This window comes from Saccharicrinis sp. 156 (assembly GCF_050589685.1).
GTDB lineage: Bacteria > Bacteroidota > Bacteroidia > Bacteroidales > Marinilabiliaceae > Saccharicrinis.
This window is the reverse complement of the sequence record NZ_JBNGOS010000039.1, coordinates 31,688-48,111: the sequence shown is the minus strand read 5'-3', so window position 1 is coordinate 48,111 and position 16,424 is coordinate 31,688. Positions and strand designations below refer to the sequence as shown.

General features: G+C 39.1%; 14 protein-coding genes. 5 read left to right on the top strand and 9 right to left on the bottom strand.

The genetic code is table 11. The annotated features are described in order from the left end of the window. Window positions 1–20 precede the first annotated feature (20 nt). Both ACRD64_RS20485 and ACRD64_RS20480 read right to left on the bottom strand, forming a co-directional pair. A complete protein-coding gene (locus ACRD64_RS20485) occupies window positions 21–764 on the bottom strand; it encodes an isoprenyl transferase (protein ID WP_430935548.1) in 744 nt (247 codons plus the stop codon). A gap of 24 nt (window positions 765–788) precedes the next feature. After that, window positions 789–1,535: a DUF6089 family protein gene (locus ACRD64_RS20480; protein ID WP_430935546.1), complete on the bottom strand. Its 747-nt coding sequence runs from the start codon at window positions 1,533–1,535 to the stop codon at window positions 789–791. A 472-nt stretch (window positions 1,536–2,007) separates the two neighbouring features. On the opposite strand from ACRD64_RS20480, the gene ACRD64_RS20475 reads away from it, so the two are divergent. Both ACRD64_RS20475 and kbl read left to right on the top strand, forming a co-directional pair. Beyond that, entirely contained in the window at window positions 2,008–2,430 is a 423-nt protein-coding gene (locus ACRD64_RS20475; RefSeq protein ID WP_430935544.1) for a hypothetical protein, read from the top strand. 225 nt (window positions 2,431–2,655) lie between these two features. Then, window positions 2,656–3,843: a glycine C-acetyltransferase gene (gene kbl / locus ACRD64_RS20470; protein WP_430935542.1), complete on the top strand. Its 1,188-nt coding sequence runs from the start codon at window positions 2,656–2,658 to the stop codon at window positions 3,841–3,843. Window positions 3,844–4,404: 561 nt separating this feature from the next. On the opposite strand, the gene dnaJ is transcribed toward kbl, so the two are convergent. From dnaJ to ACRD64_RS20435, 7 genes are all read right to left on the bottom strand, one after another. Beyond that, window positions 4,405–5,559, bottom strand: a complete 1,155-nt coding sequence (gene dnaJ, locus ACRD64_RS20465; protein WP_430935540.1) for a molecular chaperone DnaJ — start codon at window positions 5,557–5,559, stop codon at window positions 4,405–4,407. A gap of 21 nt (window positions 5,560–5,580) precedes the next feature. After that, the gene (locus ACRD64_RS20460; protein ID WP_430935538.1) at window positions 5,581–6,192 is read right to left on the bottom strand and encodes a nucleotide exchange factor GrpE; all 612 of its coding nucleotides are present in this window, start codon (window positions 6,190–6,192) and stop codon (window positions 5,581–5,583) included. 281 nt (window positions 6,193–6,473) lie between these two features. After that, window positions 6,474–7,010, bottom strand: coding sequence for a peroxiredoxin family protein (locus ACRD64_RS20455; RefSeq protein ID WP_430935536.1), 537 nt, complete (start codon window positions 7,008–7,010; stop codon window positions 6,474–6,476). A 219-nt stretch (window positions 7,011–7,229) separates the two neighbouring features. Continuing rightward, the gene (locus tag ACRD64_RS20450) at window positions 7,230–7,760 is read right to left on the bottom strand and encodes a TlpA disulfide reductase family protein (RefSeq protein WP_430935534.1); all 531 of its coding nucleotides are present in this window, start codon (window positions 7,758–7,760) and stop codon (window positions 7,230–7,232) included. A gap of 530 nt (window positions 7,761–8,290) precedes the next feature. Beyond that, window positions 8,291–9,595 (bottom strand): UDP-N-acetylglucosamine 1-carboxyvinyltransferase, encoded by a 1,305-nt coding sequence (gene murA / locus ACRD64_RS20445; protein WP_430935532.1) that lies wholly within the window; start codon window positions 9,593–9,595, stop codon window positions 8,291–8,293. Between the two features lie 75 nt (window positions 9,596–9,670). Further along, window positions 9,671–10,288 (bottom strand): DUF4290 domain-containing protein, encoded by a 618-nt coding sequence (locus tag ACRD64_RS20440; RefSeq protein WP_430935530.1) that lies wholly within the window; start codon window positions 10,286–10,288, stop codon window positions 9,671–9,673. A 164-nt stretch (window positions 10,289–10,452) separates the two neighbouring features. After that, entirely contained in the window at window positions 10,453–12,744 is a 2,292-nt protein-coding gene (locus tag ACRD64_RS20435; protein WP_430935528.1) for an ATP-dependent helicase, read from the bottom strand. A gap of 421 nt (window positions 12,745–13,165) precedes the next feature. On the opposite strand from ACRD64_RS20435, the gene ACRD64_RS20430 reads away from it, so the two are divergent. The 3 genes from ACRD64_RS20430 (at window position 13,166) to ACRD64_RS20420 (ending at window position 16,367) form a co-directional block, all read left to right on the top strand. Then, window positions 13,166–13,891 carry an energy transducer TonB gene (locus tag ACRD64_RS20430; RefSeq protein WP_430935526.1) on the top strand — a complete coding sequence of 242 codons (726 nt, stop codon included), beginning with the start codon at window positions 13,166–13,168 and terminating at the stop codon, window positions 13,889–13,891. Between the two features lie 230 nt (window positions 13,892–14,121). Further along, on the top strand, window positions 14,122–14,874 hold the full coding sequence (locus ACRD64_RS20425; RefSeq protein WP_430935524.1) for a response regulator transcription factor: 753 nt from the start codon (window positions 14,122–14,124) through the stop codon (window positions 14,872–14,874). 233 nt (window positions 14,875–15,107) lie between these two features. Continuing rightward, a complete protein-coding gene (locus ACRD64_RS20420) occupies window positions 15,108–16,367 on the top strand; it encodes a gliding motility-associated C-terminal domain-containing protein (RefSeq protein WP_430935522.1) in 1,260 nt (419 codons plus the stop codon). Window positions 16,368–16,424 lie beyond the last annotated feature (57 nt).

Sequence of the window (16,424 nt, the reverse complement as noted above, 5' to 3'; positions counted from 1 at the left end):
TATATTGAATCTAAATTTTTCTATTTTGTTAATTGTTCGCTTGTTTTACCGAACCTTCTTTCCCTGCCTTGGTAATCGTTCAAAGCTTCGTAAAAATCTTCCTTTTGGAAGTCGGGCCAGAGCGTGTCGCAAAAATAAAGTTCGGCATAAGCCAATTGCCAGAGCAAAAAGTTACTTATGCGTAATTCACCGCTCGTCCTAATCATCAACTCGGGATCGGGTATATTCGCTGTGGTTAAATTATTTGAGATTATTTCGGCATTAATGTCATCAGGTTCTAATTCATTATCTTTTACTTTACGGGCTATCTTGCGGATTGCATCCGTGATTTCCCATCTTGAACTATAGCTTAACGCCAAATTTAAGGTAAGACCAGTATTTTGTGAGGTTTTTTCCATGCACTCCATCAACTTGCGGTGCACGTCTTTTGGCAGGGTATCAACACTACCAATAACTCCCAATCTAACATTGTTTTCCATCAAGGTTTTCGTTTCGGAGCTAATTGTCGAAACCAATAACGACATCAAAGCATCGACTTCCAGCTTGGGACGGTTCCAGTTTTCGGTAGAGAAGGCATATAATGTAACATACCCTATTCCCAACTCCGCTGCCGCTTCCGTTACAGCACGAACAGCTTTAACTCCATTCTTATGCCCAAAAACTCTCGAATTCCCGCGCTTTTTTGCCCATCGCCCGTTTCCATCCATGATGATGGCCACATGTTTGGGCAATAATTCTTTTATCAGTTTATCCTTTACTGACATATTTTATCTGTCTTTGCCTTTTTTTTAATAACCACTATTACATTGTGCCTTTCTTGTAAATAAACTAAACGTCATATGCACACTGGCCACAGAGTACATATCTGTATTATGGATTTTACTTTCGCTGTTAAACCCGTATGCATCCTCTGCATTTACAGGAAGGTTTGAACCTACCACATCCAAATCGTCAACAAAAGTCTTCCTGAAACTCCACTCCGCTCCCACCCTTATCCACTTGTTTATTTTATACTTGGCTCCAATACCGAATGGCAAAGATAATATAAAAACCGTTTGTTGAGAATTATTTCCAATTTCTGTCGAAAATCTTTTATAAACACTTGTGCCCAAGCCCAATGAAATATATGGCGTAAAATTCGTCGTGCTTACGAAAGGATGATCGTACGATTTAAAATTAAACTCCATTTGTAGCGTTCCATCCGCTACTTTCCTACTAAACGAATAGGGCACATCACCTTCCGGGAACAACACGTTGTTGTCCGGGTAACTTCCTTTTAAACTTGCCACTCCAAGGGTTCCTTTCAAGGCGTACCTGTCGTCAAGCACATATCGTGCCACACCTCCAAATGATAAACCCGGCTGATAAAATTGGTTTTGAGGATTAAGGTCGCCCAAATAATAAGATGTTCCTACATAGCCTCCAAGCTCAACTTTGTCCTGAGCAGCACCAAAACTAATGGTAACAAACAGTCCTACAAAAACATAAATGGCCTTTAACCTAAGTTTAACTTTATATCTAGTTCTTGAATACATGCTAACAACACGCTTTTTTGTTTTTCTATAATCCCCAGAATCGCAAATGTAATATATAAATACTAAAAACTCCGCAGTAAAATAAATTCAATCCAGACATTTGCAACCTATTATTATAACCTCTAATTTTCTTTTTTATTGTAGCGAGAAGATCGGTTAAACCGACAAGTACTTGAAACCATCATTAATTCATTTTTTCAATAATCGTCTGAAAGTGCCTAACACAAAGACAAATCAGAAACAAAGAGCTAAATATACACAAGAATCGTAACCCTGCACAGGCTGGCATACCTCTCTTAAAACTACCAAAAGATCACAACATTACACCCTTTATTCTTCATACCAACCAGTTTAGTCCTCTCAGAATATCCGATTAAAAATAGGCCGTTTATGTATTGTGCCCGAGGGCTTTATTTCGTAACTTGTATATTCTTGTAAACTCCAGATATTAATTAATTAAAAATCTTTAATTATGAAAGCTAAAATTTTAGTAGTTGGACTATTGATTTCCTTTTTTGCAATTACTTCAACACAGGCGCAATCTGTTAGGGAAGTGATAGGAGGATTCTGGGAAAGAGTAATGTATGAGTGTGACGGAGATAATCTTTATGGTACGTTTACAGGTAGTCAGGTGACACATTTCAACAAGGATGGACATGTAGATTGGGTTAAGGCGTCCGTAAAAGCTGTGGTTGTTTCTGCCTCGACCGGTGAGATATTTAAAGTATCTCAATATAGCCGACATGTAATAAACGAACCAGGCGAAACTAGTTATTTTACATTCCATCAGAACTTTGTAGGAAACATGGGTACACATTATCAAATTGCCGTAACCTTTGAGATTGATCCGGCAGGAACCTGGAAACCCATTAGAGAAAAAGCTCATTGCTTCTAATAAAGGATAAAATTTTAAACACGCTCTGAGGTGAGCAATACAATAAACATATCTCCTCATTCATCTTCAGTTGGACTTTATTGAATTTGCGGGAGGAGATTTTTTATGCCAATTTTCCTTGCATTATAATTTACATTTAACCAAAATGTAAAACAATACATTGCGTATGTCATTTTTTTAGTTGGTTTAGCTTTATAATTTTGGATAAAATTTAATTGTAAAAATATGTACGGAGACTTCAAAAACCACTTGATTACCGAGCTTGAACAGATAAAAGAGTCGGGATTATATAAAAACGAGAGGATTATAACCACGGCACAAGGGGCTGACATTAAGGTTAGCACCGGCAAAAACGTATTGAATTTTTGTGCCAACAATTACCTGGGCCTTTCTTCGCATCCGCGGGTGGTTAAAGCTGCTCAGGAAATTATGGATACCCACGGTTACGGCATGTCTTCGGTTCGTTTTATTTGCGGAACCCAAGATATCCATAAAACACTGGAGCAAAAAATCGCCAGTTTTCTTGGGACCGAGGACACTATATTATATGCCGCATGTTTCGATGCCAACGGCGGCGTTTTTGAACCTCTGCTGAACGCGGAAGATGCTATTATCTCAGACGAATTAAACCATGCTTCCATCATTGATGGTGTTCGTTTATGCAAGGCTGCACGATACCGTTACAAGCATGCCGACATGTCCGACTTAGAAGAACAATTGAAGAAAGCACAAGCACAGCGCTATAGAATAATTGTTACCGATGGGGTTTTTTCTATGGACGGTGACATTGCCAAATTAAATGAAATTTGCGACCTAGCGGAAAAATACAATAGTATGGTAATGGTGGACGATAGCCATGCCTCCGGATTTATCGGAAAAACCGGTCGTGGAACGCACGAATACCATCACGTAATGGAAAGGGTGGATATTATTACCAGCACACTCGGCAAAGCGTTAGGTGGCGCACTGGGCGGGTTTACCTCCGGCAAAAAAGAAATTATCGACATGCTTCGTCAGCGCTCCCGTCCTTATTTATTCTCCAACTCTTTGGCTCCAGCCATCGTTGGTGCAGCAAGCGAGGTGTTTGATATGTTGACGGAATCGACAGTGTACAGGGATAAGGTTGTTGAGAACGCCGCATATTTCAAGGAGAAAATTCAAGCCGCAGGATTCGATATCAAACCAACCGATTCTGCCATAATTGCCCTAATGCTTTATGACGCCAAACTTTCGCAGGAGTTTGCCAACAAGTTACTGGATGAAGGTATTTATGTGATTGGATTCTATTACCCGGTTGTGCCAAAAGGGCAAGCCCGAATCAGAATTCAGATTTCAGCAGCTCACGAAAAAGAGCATCTCGACCGGGCTATTAATGCTTTTGTGAAAATAGGAAAAGAGCTAAAGGTGATTTAGCAAGTGGCGACTTACTTGTGGTTATTCTGATAATTGATCATTTACCCCTGTACCCACATCTTCCCGAAGGAATTAAACTTCTGGTATCATGATGTCTCTTTGCTCCATCGATGTGGGACATAACAATATCGGATCTTTAAACCGGATATGTATTTGAGATACGTAATGCGCATTTAAAACACCATAAAACAAGTAATTGCTGAAAAGATGCATAGCAACGCTCTGTTGTGTTGAAGCAACTCAGTGAAACGCCATGTTTTGAAGCAGTTTAACCCGGATTATGCATTAGCACTTCGTCGTGAACATTGAAAGTGCAATAAAACAAGGCTTTACTGAAACGAGGCATCACTTGTCCCGATTACTTTCGGGAGCATCGTTATGGTGAGTTGAAGTGAAGCAGCGGAGTGTCTTGTTTTGAAACAATTTCAATGTGCAATAGGATTTCCAATGCAGATTGCGGGTTTAACTTCACAGAAAGATATAGCTTAGCTTGTTTTTAGGTGGGATCTAAAAAGTTTAGAAAAAAAGCCCCGATTTTTGCAAAAATCGGGGCTTTTTTTTTTAGAACATATCCTTCATTCTACTGAAAAAACTCTTTTCATGGGAAGATGGTTTTGGGGTAAAACTCTCTGATTCTGCCATTTTCTCCATTGCTTTTTTCTCTTCGCGAGAAATATCCTTGGGTATCCATACATTGATCTTCACCAACAAGTCACCTCTTCCGTAGGCGTTTACTTCCGGCAGTCCCTTACCTCTCAAACGTAATACTTTTCCTGGTTGGGTTCCCGCTTCGATTTTCACTTTTACACGACCTTCCAAAGTTGGGATTTCAACCGGAGCACCTAACGTAGCTTCAGGAATACTCACAAATAAATTATACAACAAGTCTCTTCCGTCACGAACCAGCTCGCTATGCTCTTCTTCGTGAATAAGGACCAACAAGTCACCGTTAATACCTCCACGGCGGGCGGCATTGCCTTTTCCAGAAACGGACAACTGCATGCCTTCTTCAACACCGGCAGGAATATTGATAGAGATTACTTCCTCATCCTTTTCAATTCCCTCGCCTGCACAATACTTACATTTGTTGGTAATTATTTTTCCTTCCCCACCACAGGTAGGACAAGTAGATGCGGTCTGCATCTGACCTAATATGGTATTGGAAATCCGGGTAACCTGACCTGAACCGTTACATGTTGAACAAGTGCTGTGAGAAGCTCCTCCATCTGCTCCCGAACCTTTACAGTGACTACATGGAACGTATTTTTTTACTTTAATTTTCTTTTCAACACCATTGAGAATCTCATCCAGAGTAAGGGTAACTTTTACGCGAAGGTTTGAGCCTTTATTTACGCGCTGACGGCCACCGCCGCCAAACCCGCCAAATCCGCTGAAACCACCGAATCCGCCACCTCCGAATATATCTCCGAAGTGTGAGAAGATATCGTCCATGGACATACCTCCGCCACCAAAACCTCCGCCGGCCGCTCCGCCAACGCCTGCATGGCCAAACTGGTCGTAGCGCGATTTCTTTTGGGCGTCGCTCAGCACCTCATAAGCCTCGGCAGCTTCTTTAAATTTTTCTTCAGCCGCCTTATCACCGGGGTTTTTATCGGGGTGAAATTGAATCGCCTTTTTTCGGTAGGCTTTTTTAATTTCCTCCGGCGAGGCATTTTTCGATACCTCCAGTATTTCGTAATAATCTCTTTTCGACATAACTTATATATCAGGTGCTATTTATTCTCCGACAACAACTTTTGAAAAACGCATTACTTTATCATTCAGCATATACCCTTTTTCAACACAATCAATCACTTTTCCCTTCATTTCATCAGTTGGGGCCTGTATTTTTGTAATAGCCTCATGCAAATCCGTGTCAAAATCTTTTTCCTTTGCTTCAATTTCAACCACTCCATTCTGCTTCAGAAACTCTTGAAACTTGTTATAAATCAAATCAATCCCTTCCTTCACGGCCTTCAGGTCCTTCGCCTCGTCGATATGTGAAATTGCCCTGTCAAAATCGTCAACCACCGGCAAAATACCATTCAACACAGATTCCCCGGCACTTTTCATTAATTCCATCCGCTCTTTCAAAGTACGTTTCCTGTAATTATCATACTCTGCTGTCAAACGCAAATACCTATCGTTTAATTCAGAAACCTTCAATGATAGCTCTTCGATTTTTGCTTCTTCTTCACTTTGAGACGGAACATCTTCAGTGCTTTCCTCCTTCACTTCATCCCCAACAGTCTCCCCTGCTTTATCCTTCTTATTTTCGGTAGCATTAACGGTTACCTGTTCTTCAACCACTTCCTCCTTTTTTTGTTTTTTTGATTCTTTACTTGCCATTATATTATTTTATTTTTATTTCATTACGTACGCTTTGCCTTCACAATTATTTTGCCATCGGCATGGTTTTGGACAAATTGACAGCGTTTTTGAGGATTATCCCCAAAATGTCATATTGCAAAACTAACAATGGCAGTACATACACTCGATGCACTGCCATATATTTGTTGAAATACCGTTTATTGTTCTGCCGATTATTATTTATACTGAGCCATGATTTTCACTTCAATTTTTTAGGCTGCTGAATATACTCCAATATCCAATAATAATCTACAATAGTTTCACTTGACATACTTTTTAAGAGCTGCCTCTAAATAAGGCCCCCTCAATCTTTTGGCAACGATTATGCCATCACCATCAATTAAAAAGTTGTCGGGGATGCCCCTAACACCATAAATCTGGGCTGCTTTAGAACTCCACCCCAATAGGTCACTCACATGGCTCGACCAGGTCAGCTTATCATCCTCTATCGCTTTAATCCACCTCTGTTTCGACTTATCAAGCGAAACACTATAAATTGTAAATCCTTTCCCATTGTCAAACCTCTTGTCTTTAAACTCGTTATAAGCTTCTACCACATGAGGGTTTTCCCTACGGCATGGCCCACACCACGAAGCCCAGAAATCAATTAACACCATCTTGCCTTTTAAAGAAGATAAAGCTATCACTTCCCCATTGGGGGACAAGAGCTTAATCTCAGGTGCCTTATTGCCGATTTCCAGACCTGTTTTAACATTATCACTGGCACTTAAATTAAGCGTCAACAAAAACAATATCCCCAGTACGATACCAAACTTTCCTAAATTTATTTTCTCCATATCTCACCTTAATTAATCCTAAATAAAAATATACATCAAACAACGGTTTGTCTCAAATGTTTAATTCATTGGTCCTAAACCCCGCCAAATCCTAACAAGAATCCTGCCTAAATTTTTTAAAGGAAATGAATTAGGACACAAAAATATCCTAATCCAAATCCAATAACAAACTTAGTTATTTGTAGATATTTTTAATCGAAAAATGTAAAAAGAAGAAAATTAATTTCTGTGAAGGTACTCCAGTGACGCTGCCACTTTGTTAATACTTGAGCCACGTGCCACCAAACGACCGTCTCCATCAATAAGATAATTGACTGGCTCCTTTGCCTGAAAGCTTTTTGCGATGGACGATTCTGCTCCTTGATAGTCGCAGATGTGCAGGGCATTGACAAGTCCATCCTCTTTAATAGCTTTTGCTAAAGGCGATTTAAATCTGTCAAGAGAGATTGATACAACAACAAAACCCTCTCCATTGTGAAATTTGCTGTTCGCAAACTTCTTTTGAAGCATCATCTTTTGATGATTCTCTACGCGAGATTCTCCATCGAACGAGGCCCAGAAATCAATTAAAACCATTTTTCCTTGCAATGATTCTAAATCAAAATCGGATCCGTTCAGTAAAGTAGTTCTTAACTCAGGTACTCTATCTCCTATCCCCATACCGACCGAAGGTTCCGGTATTCCATTGATAAACGATAAGAATCCTGGCCCTGCTAAAACAACCAATAGTAATAGTTTTAGCTTTCTCATACATACATATTTTGGTTTATACTCACGCTGCAAAGTTTAAAAAAATTGCAGTGCAGTTAATCTTAAATTAGATTAACGTACCCGTTTTCATGACAAATGTTAGTAAAACGATCGTCAAAAGTATATTCAAAAACATTAAAAACCAAAACAATTTATTTGCAATTAATATTTTATTCATTATCTTTATGGGTTTACCCTACAAAAGTTAATGCAATACCACAAAATCATATTTATATACTGCACTGTATATCATTCACTTACATATATAAGTCTGGGCTAATAGCATCCCTGAAATCACATCGTGTTAAACATTGTTAAGGTATGTAACCTTTTCAACACTCCCCTTTTAAAAGATTTTAATCACTCAATTTTGTAACCAAATGTCTTGAAAAATTTTCATGATAAAAAGAACCCTATCCACCTTACATCATCCTTTTTAAGGCTTAAATATTTTGGGAAAGTTTGAGAAGCACAAAAAAAGGGTTTCACACAACGATGAAACCCTTGAATACCATGTATAAATATTGCTCTTAAATTCTTTTAATCTTAGCGCCTAACTTTTGAAGCCTTTCATCAATATTCTGATATCCCCTGTCTATTTGATTGATATTTTGGATAACACTCTTACCCTTAGCCGATAAAGCAGCTATTAACAATGCCACTCCTGCCCTGATATCAGGTGAAGTTAAAGTGGTACCCCTCAACGATGTTTCTTTGTTTAGTCCGATGACTGTGGCTCTGTGTGGATCGCATAAAATAATACGTGCGCCCATATCAATCAGTTTGTCCACAAAAAACAATCGACTCTCAAACATTTTTTGGTGTATCAGTACGCTTCCTTTGGCTTGGGTAGCTATTACCAGAAAAACGCTCAGCAAATCAGGTGTCAGTCCCGGCCAAGGAGCATCGGCAATAGTCATAATGGAGCCATCGATAAAAGTTTCTATTTCATACTCCTTTTGTTCTGGAATATAAATATCATCTCCTCTGCGCTCCAACTTAATTCCCATTCTCCGGAACGCATCCGGAATAATTCCTAATTCGTCGTATGCCGTATCTTTGATCGTGATCTCAGAACCAGTCATGGCGGCCATTCCAATGAAACTACCGATTTCAATCATATCAGGTAAAATGCGGTGTTTACATCCGCCCAGGCTTTCTACTCCCTCAATATATAAAAGGTTAGACCCTATCCCTGTTATTTGGGCGCCCATGCTCACCAACATCTTACATAACTGCTGTAAATAAGGTTCACATGCGGCATTATATATGGTTGTTTTACCTTGGGCAAGCACAGCGGCCAAAACAATATTGGCAGTACCCGTTACTGATGCTTCATCCAACAACATATACGCACCTTTTAATGCATCGGCCTCAACACTATAAAATATTTCGTTGGGGTTATAATGAAAACTGGCACCTAACTTTTCAAATCCAATAAAGTGGGTATCCAATCTGCGACGCCCAATCTTATCGCCTCCGGGCTTTGGGAAATAAGCTTTTCCGTAACGTGCCAAAAGTGGCCCCATAATCATAATGGATCCACGCAAGGATGACGCTTTTTTTCTGAATTCCCGGCTTTGAAGATAATCCAGATCAATATTTTCAGCCTTAAAGGAACAGGTATGCCTACTTACCCGATTGATTATTACACCTATATCGCCCAGTAAGTTGATCAGATTATTTACGTCAACAATATCGGGGATATTGCTGATAACAATTTCTTCTCTTGACAGTAAGGTCGCACATATAACCTGTAGTGCTTCATTCTTAGCCCCTTGTGGGGTAATTTCGCCGGAAAGCTTGTGCCCTCCTTCAATTTCGAAACAGTGCATTAATTTAGGATTATAAAATTAGCCTTTAGAATCGACTTCATACTTTTAATACGTCAAGTCCTGCATGTAACTCAACTAAGATTTGCTTCTGCGGTCGTCGTGACGCTTAAAAGTACGCTTCTTCTTGTTGCGGTTTGGACTCACTTGATTATCCCTTTGTTCCGGAATTTTAATGTCGTCACCAATGTCAAGTTTTCCTCCCGACATCTTTCTCATATCATTAAATATACGCTCATCACCGGGGAAATCTTTGTTCCACGTAATCAGCGATTTCTTCATGTTATTGGCGATCAGCATAATCAAATGCTTTTTATGCTCGCCATCTTCCATCTCGGCAGCTTTATCAATCATATGTTCAATGGTACGTCCATAGTGACGGTATTTGATACGCTGATTGTTGTAAGCTAGTTTTTTGGGTCTCTCATTTAATGTTTCCCTTTCAGGAAGTTCAAATGGCGTTTCGATTTCCAATTTAAAATCGGACATAATAGCCAAATGATCCCACAGCTTATGTTTGAAATCGTTTACATCGCGTAAATGCGGAAACATATTTCCCATATTTCCAATAATGGAATGTGCGCACTTGGTTCTTTCTTCTATGTCCTGGATGGAAACACAATGGTCCACCATTTTTTGAATATGACGCCCATACTCAGGCAAAAGCAACTTTTTCCTATTCGAATTATAATCCATAATCAATAAAAATCTCTTCTCTAAAATGAATCTTTTGAGATATTATTAAAACCCTTGCTATTTAAAAAGCTAACTTTTTGATTAAAACAGTTCGGATTTTGGGGGCTTTAATTGTAAATTGTGCAGTAAACATGTATATATCATGCAGTACTATGGCCACAAATCTAACCCAAAATTTTTAGTTTGGCAAATTTTAAAAGTAATTGTTTAACGCCCGCATTTTCAAAGTCTACGGTAGCTTTTGCATTTGGCATCTGCCCATCAACACTAACAATCTTACCTTTACCAAAACGAATATGTTCTACGGCTACCCCTGGTTTAAGGTTACCCGAGCTTGATCCTTTAAACGCCACAGACTTTGTGGAAGACTGTTGATTGCCCACTTTTTTAAAATTATAACCCGGATTCCTAACTTGTTGGGAACCTCCCAGCGAAGGCCGTTCAGTCTGTTTGGGCGCAAACTTTCCAGGTCGCCCGGGAATTTTTGCCTGTCCACCGGAGAACTCGACAAACTCTTCATTTATTTCTGCGATAAAACGGCTGGGCCTGCAAAATGCCGACTCACCGTACTTATAACGTGTACGTGCAAAAGAAATTGTGGCGCTATCTTTGGCCCGGGTTACAGCCACATAAAACAACCTGCGTTCCTCTTCCACTCCTTGTTCACTATCCAGCGTCATAGTGGATGGGAAAAGCCCTTCTTCAACGCCAACCACATATACATTTTTAAATTCCAACCCTTTACTGGAGTGAATAGTCATCAAGGTAACTTTATTTATATCGTCATCCGATTCATTGTCCTGATCCGTCAACAAGGAAACCTCTTCCAGAAAATTGACAAGCCCTGTTTCTCCGCCCTCTTCCAGACGGTTGTTTGTAAATTCCTGGATACCATTTAAGAGTTCCTGGATATTTTCCTGACGTGCAACAGCTTCCGGAGTCCGGTCGTGGTACAAGTCCTTCATCATACCACTCTGTGTGGCGATCTCCATTACCAGCTCGTATGCGGATTGTTGGTTGATACCGGCCGAGAAACCGCTGATCAACCCAACAAACGAGTTCAGTTTGCGTTGGGTGCCGGCATTAAACAATTTTGCCGTATTCTCCAAAGACACCAAAACCTCCCACATACTCTTACCGCTTGCAGAAGCTGCTGTTTCTATTTTATCAAGTGTAGTTTTACCTATTCCCCGGGCAGGGTAATTAATTATACGCTTTAAAGCTTCCTGATCGGCAGGGTTTACCGTTACACGACAGTAAGCCAATAAATCTTTGATCTCCTTTCGCTGATAAAAACTTAGTCCGCCATATATTTTATAGGGCATATTTCCTTTTCGCAAGGCCTCTTCAAAGATACGGGATTGCGCATTGGTACGATACAGGATCGCAAAATCGCGATATTCACAATTTTGCTTAAGCTTTTTATCCTTGATGTCGTTGATTACAATATATCCTTCTTCAATATCGGAATAGGCGTTATGAATCTTTATCTTACTTCCGTGGTCTTTCTCGGAGAAAACATCTTTTTTTATCTGCCTTGTATTTTTCTCTATGATGCTATTTGCAGCGTTTACTATATTTTGTGTCGAGCGATAATTTTGTTCTAGTTTAAAAAGCTTATAATCGGGATAATCATTCCTAAAATTTAGAATGTTCTCGATTTTAGCACCCCTAAAACTATAAATGCTCTGAGCATCATCGCCAACTACACATATATTGCCATGCTTTTCGGCCAATTTTTTAATGATAATATACTGCGAGTAATTCGTATCCTGATACTCATCTACCATTATATATTGAAACCTATCTTGGTATTTTTGCAACGTTTCGGGGTAATCACGAAATAAAATATTGGTATTCAGCAACAAATCATCGAAGTCCATCACCCCAGATTTGTAACATTGGCGCATGTACCTGGCATAAATTTCGTATATCATACTTTTTCGGGATGCCTGGTCTTCCATCATACGATGCTGGTCGCGGGCATAGGCAGCAGGTGTTACCAAATCATTTTTAGCTGCCGATATTCTCCCGAGTACCGAACCCACCTTATACTCTTTATCGTTCAGTTTCATCTCTTTGATGATAGACTTGAGCAAACTCTTGGAATCGGCGGTGTCATAAATGGTAAATGATGAAGGATAGCCCAATTTATTGGCTTCACTTCGAAGTATCCGTGCAAAAACAGAATGAAATGTACCCATCCATAAATTCCTTGCAATATCTCCGCCCACAATGGTAGCAATACGTTCCTTCATCTCCTTTGCTGCCTTGTTGGTAAAGGTCAACGCCAAAATTCGGTACGGGGGTACCCCTTGCGTAAGCAAGTGAGCAATCCTGAATGTTAACACTCGGGTTTTGCCGGAACCGGCTCCTGCGATCACCAATGACTGTCCCTGAGTTGTAACTACCGCTTCCTGCTGCGCCGGATTTAATTGTTCAAGATATTTTTGCACTAATATTTCGTTTTTTAAAATATATGCAAAGATATAGAAAATGGCATGTGAAATAGATACGATTAAAACAAATATTCATCAACGCACGAGTATGTTGGTAATTTTTACTGGCCTCCAATACTTTGCTGGTTTAGCATCATCATTAATTCACTTTTTTTAAATCTGCAATTATTTATTATTGGTCATTTCACCTTATACAATGTTAATTTATATTAATTTTATTATTTTTTTCAATACCATCCGTTTGATATACTGCACTTTAATAGAACCATACTCAACATTGAGTATGGACAAACCATAAAGTTTAAAGTAATTTTGTATTGTCTTTAATTTAAATCCTCAGTAATACATCCTCCAGGATAGCTAAACGAAGCAAACTGGATTTTAAAAATTGAATTATAAACTTTTAAAATTAGATGTTATGAAAAGGATTATATTAGCAACTTGCGCGATGCTTATTGCATGTTTGTCATTTGCCCAAATGACGCGACTTTCGGAAAATATAGTAGAATCACCAAAATTCAACGGTACTTCCAGTTGGTATTACGACGATGAATCAGACTGTTCGTCCATATGTCAATATTTGAAGTATGACCTGGAAGGAAACGCAAATTACAGTGAAGGTGTTGTAAACGTTTTATTTACCATAAACGCGGATGGTACTTTAAGTAACTTCACCATTAAAAACTCGGTTTCAAGTGCTACGGACAATGCCGTGCTTAAAAGCATCGAATCAACTTCGGGCATGTGGAGGCCCGGAATGGTTAACGGAACTCCCGCACAAATGCAGAGAGAAATTTTTATTAGCTTTTACGACCCTGCCCATGGCACATTAAAAGAACAGGGAAACGCTAATCTTCAAATCGCCGTAAAAAAATACCATGCGGCTGTTAATCTAAAGAATAGCCTGACTTTATCTGAGGCAAGAGCCTTAAAAAAAGCCAACAACAAATTAAAGTCGGCCATAAAACTATTAGAGACTGCTGAACGATTCTTACCATCAGAACCTTCTGTAGTATTCTGGCAAGCCGCAACCTACGAACAGGTTGGAAATGAAATGCTGAAGACCGAAAAGCTAAATGAGTTTGAAAGTTTGCTTGACCCGGCTTATCAGGCACAAATAGAATTGGTTGACATTTCGCTGTGATCTTATTATCTTTATGGTAAGTCAAGTAAGATCTCATTGTCTTGTCAGTTCCGGATTTGTCTGTCTTTAATCCACAAAATCTTTTAATAACATATTTAGGGTTAGTCCTGCTTAATTCATCGGCTTTTTTAAAGTTTATGTTTTAAGCAGGCTTATACTTTAATTGTCTTCATTAAATAGGAAAAGTTGTTTTTGCGAAAGCATAAAGCAAATAATTAAGATTCTAAATTATGAAAGTATTTACAGACAAACCTTATCAGGAAATTATTAGTGAAATTGACCAGCTCTTTGTTGAGAACATACTAAATTCGGCTCCTCCATTAAACCGAAACGATATTCTTAACAAAGATTTTAACTGTGCCGACAATCAATTCTGTTATATATCTCAATTTCCGGGTTTTAAGCTCACTTTTATTTCAAAAAATTTCCAACGTATATTAGAATTTGACCCAGTGGACATCTCATTAAAGTCCTTGTTTAAATTGATTCACCCAAATGATCTTTCTAACGTATCATCTTCCTACAGAAATGCCTGTGAGTTTATAATTAATAATTATGCTGCCCTGGATACCGGAGCTAATATATTATCCCTTAAGTTCGGACTAAAACATCGAAACAACGAATATCTGGAAGTATTAAACACGAATTACCTGTACGAAAAAAGAGATTGGAACAAAAGCTTTAAACTACTAAGCTACTGCACACTAATTCCTAACCGGCAAAAATGGACTTCTAACACAGATGCTTCAGCAATAAACCTTGAAACTGTTAAAAACAGAAGGCAAACCCCATTCACACTCCGTGAATTGGAGGTTTTAAACTTATTAACCATAGGAAAAAGCAGTCACGAAATTGGTACAATACTTCATATCAGCAAACACACCGTAGATACACACCGCCGGAAAATGCTATCGAAAACAAAGCTGTGCAATACTCCCGAACTTGTGGCGTATGGCTTAACCCACGGACTAATTACAAGTTAGGAACATGACGAAGTGAAATCGAAAAATTCATTTGCGAGCGAACTTATTCCCCTTGGCAATTTATTTTCTTGAAAACCGTTTAATTAAATATCTTTGAAATCTTATAGCCATAAGCTTCTAAAGTGTTGTGCATATTCATTTCGATTGTAACTACGCTTTAGAGATTTATAAGCCATACATACGGTATTATCTATTTGATACAATATTAATTAAACTAACAGGGTTAAATTCCGATGAACAAGTTTTATAAATATGCAATTCTTCTGTTGTTTGCCACAACTACACATATCTCCGCTCAAATTATTTCTACAGGTCACAGTTCCAGTCTGGAAGCCGAATATTCAGTAAGTGACAGTTTGTTTTTTTATACTGATATTTCATCTGCAGCCTTAAGTGCTACACCACCTGTTGGAGGTACCAATATTACTTATACCTGGGAAAAATACGAAAATGGAAGCTGGAACAGTGCAGTCACCGGAAACGATCCCACATTTATCGATATTGCGGACGGTGGAGCATACCGGGTTACTGTCAACGACAATGGCACTCCGGTAGGACAATATGTATGCTGGACTTTTCAGCCCGAAATTATGGAAATAACAGTAGATACTATCTATAGCAATTGTAACAACATTCAATTAAATGCAGAAACCGCTACGAAAACTCTCAATTATATGAATCCTTCAACAGGAGATGCCTATTCTGTAAACTATCAATTGGACTATACCTGGACATCAGATCCTGCGAGTGATCCACAGGAAACATCAGGAGCACAACCGGTTCTGGATGCTCCCGCAGAGCTTATTACTTATACAGTATCCGCTTCAGCTTTTAACGGTGCACATACTTTAGAGGCAGCTTATGACTTTACCGATCCCATAGCGGTCGTGGCCGATTTTAGCTATAATGTATTGGATCGTGAAAACGAAAACGAATTACCCGGTGACAACGAGTTTACAAATTTAACGGATGACTTTACAGGCTCAGCTGAAATTATCGTTTTGATCAATGATTCTTCGAAAGGCTTTAATAAAAGCTATTCCGTTGATTTCGAACTTCAAACATCAGAAGGTGAAGAAAAACCTAGCGAAGATGGCTTAATAGAAATAGTATTCGATAAGTTAGGTGAATATTCTATGATCGTAACAGTTAAAAACGACATAAGCGGCTGTACCGACTTTACAACACTGGGAAACATTAAAATAGAAGAAATCGAGTTACAAGCACCTAACGTATTTACTCCTGATGGCGATGGAATCAACGATGAGTTTAGGGTCGTTTACAGGTCGGTAAAACAATTTAAAATGGTCATTTTCAATCGTTGGGGCCGAAAGGTATTTCATACGACAAACCCCGGGAAAGGATGGGATGGAAAAATTGCAGGTAAAGATGCAGCCGAGGGGGTTTACTTTTATGTGATTACTGCTACGGGGTATAACGAAGGGGAATCCAGAAAATTGGAAGATGCCTTGCATTTGTTCCGGGGGAATTAAGTTCCGTCAGCAGTCGGAAGTAGTTTGTCAGCCAGCTTTCAACAGCCCGCATTCACT